Annotated in this window: 2 protein-coding genes; both read right to left on the reverse strand. The window is 68.2% G+C overall.

Annotated elements, in window-relative coordinates; translation table 11 throughout:
- Positions 1–67 precede the first annotated feature (67 nt).
- Positions 68–871: an IS21-like element helper ATPase IstB gene (gene istB / locus ACFUC1_RS20505; RefSeq protein ID WP_379123148.1), complete on the reverse strand. Its 804-nt coding sequence runs from the start codon at positions 869–871 to the stop codon at positions 68–70.
- Entirely contained in the window at positions 871–2103 is a 1233-nt protein-coding gene (istA, locus tag ACFUC1_RS20510; protein WP_379123150.1) for an IS21 family transposase, read from the reverse strand. Before istA ends, istB begins: the two co-directional genes overlap by 1 nt.
- Positions 2104–2172 lie beyond the last annotated feature (69 nt).

The raw sequence follows: 2172 nt of genomic DNA on the forward strand, positions 1-2172 counted from the left end.
TGTCGACAACGCTCGAAAATGAGGCCGATGCGACGCTCGAAAACGAGGCCACCGGTTCGTTGAGTTTCTAGTCTGCCGGGTCTTGGGTTCTGATGCTGGGCAGGGTGTCGATGCCGCGGTTGCGTAGCCGGTAGCTGGCGCCTTTGAGGGTGAGGACGTCGGCGTGGTGGACGACGCGGTCGATCATCGCGGCAGCGACGGCCTGGTCGCCGAACACGCCGCCCCAGCCACTGAACGGCAGGTTTGAGGTGAGGATCAGGGAGGCGTGCTCGTAGCGGCTGCTGACCAGCTGGAAGAACAGGTTCGCGGCGTCTTGTTCGAAGGGCAGGTAGCCGACCTCGTCGATGATGATCAGCCCGTATCGGCGCAGCTTGGTGAGCTCGTGTGGGAGCCGGCCGGCGCGGTGGGCGTCGGTGAGCCGGGTGACCCACTCGGTCGCGGTCGCGAACAGAACCCGGTGTCCGTGATGGGCCGCGGCGATCCCGAGGCCGGTGGCCAGGTGGGTCTTGCCGGTGCCGGGCGGTCCCAGGAGCACGACGTTGCGGGCCTCGGTCAGGAAGCCACCCGATGCCAGGGACGCGATCTGCTGACGGACCGCTGGTTGGGCGTCCCAGTCGAACTCCTCGATCGTCTTCCTCGCGGCGAAGCCGGCGGCGCGGATCCGTAGCTGGGCACCGGAGGCGTTGCGGGCGGCGACCTCACGGTCCAGGACGGCGGCGAGGTACTCCTCGTGGGTCCAGCCGGCGTCGCGAGCGTGGTCGGCCAGTCGTGCTGCGGCTTCGGTGATCCGGGGTGCCTTCAACGCCGACGCCAGGTAGGTCAGCTGCTTGAGGGCTTCGGTCGCGTCGCTCTTGGTCTTTGCCGATGCCATCAGGCCACCACCTGGCCATCGGCGAGGGCGCCGTCGATGATTCCAAACGCACGGTCGTAGTCGGCCAGGTCCCGCACCAGCTCGTCATGCGGATCGGGCGCCGGGCGAGGCAGCTGGAACTGCTCCCGCAACTGCTTGGCGGTGGCGAGGTGAAGCGGGTCGGTGGTGGTCATGCCGCGGGCCCAGACCCGGTCATGGGCTGCGACGAGCCTTCCTTCGTGGCGAACCTGAACACCGGACAGATCCGCACGCACCTCGACGAACCGGCCGATCACCGCCGGGTCGACGGAGTAGTCATTGCTGTCGACGCGCACGTAGTAGTCGCGTCCCAGCCGGACCCGGTTGACCCACCCGACCGCGGGGGCGACCGGCGGCAGCGGCAGCATCGCCGCCCGATCGGCGTCGAGCAGATCGACCGGCCGAGCCTTGATTGTGCGCACCATCCGCTGGTTCGCCAGGCCCAGCCATTGGCCGAACTGGGCGTTGAAGTCAGCCGGGGACGCGAAGTCACGCCCGGGCATGAAGGAGGTCTCGAAGTAGCCGTTCCGGCGTTCGACCAGCCCCTTCGACTCAGGGTCGTACGGCTTCAGGCGCTGCAACGTCGTGGCCAGGGTGCCGGTGAACGCACCGACGCCCTCAGCATGCCGCTTGCCGCGCCCGATGCCGGACTCGTTGTCCCAGATCAGCCGCCGCGGCACCCGGCCGAGGACCTGCAGCAACATCCACATGCCGAGCAGCAGGTCGGCGGTGTGCCGCGTGGGGATCATTCGGCCGAGGATGAACCGGGAGTGGGCCGCGGTGATCACCAGCACCGGCAGCAGTGCCTTCGACCCGTCCTCCAGCGGGATCTTCTTCGGTGGAAACCACAGGTCGCACTGCGCCGCGTCACCGGGCAGCCAGATCAGCCGGTCCGCCGGATCCACCGGCCGATGCTCAGGCCGCAGCAGGCGGACGTTGTCGCGGAACCAGGTGATCGACCCGGTCCACCCGACCCGCTCGGCGATCACCGTCGCCGGCATGTCCGGCGTCGCAGCGAGCAGCTGCCGCACCGCCGCTTCGAACGGCGTGAACGACGTCGGCACCACCGGTCGCTCGTACTTCGGCGCCCGGTCCGAAGCCAACGCCCGCTCGACAGTCGACCTACCGATGCCCAGGTCCCGCGCAACCTGCCGCTGCGAAGTACCGTCCGCAACCAGCCGCCGGATCAGAGCCCAATCCTCCACAGAGATCACCCATCCAATCTGTCTGGGTGGCCTCGTTTTCGACCGTCGTTATGGCTTCGTTTTCAACCGTCGTCGACA

The sequence above is a fragment of the Pedococcus sp. NPDC057267 genome (genome assembly GCF_042668795.1).
Taxonomy (GTDB): domain Bacteria; phylum Actinomycetota; class Actinomycetes; order Actinomycetales; family Dermatophilaceae; genus Pedococcus.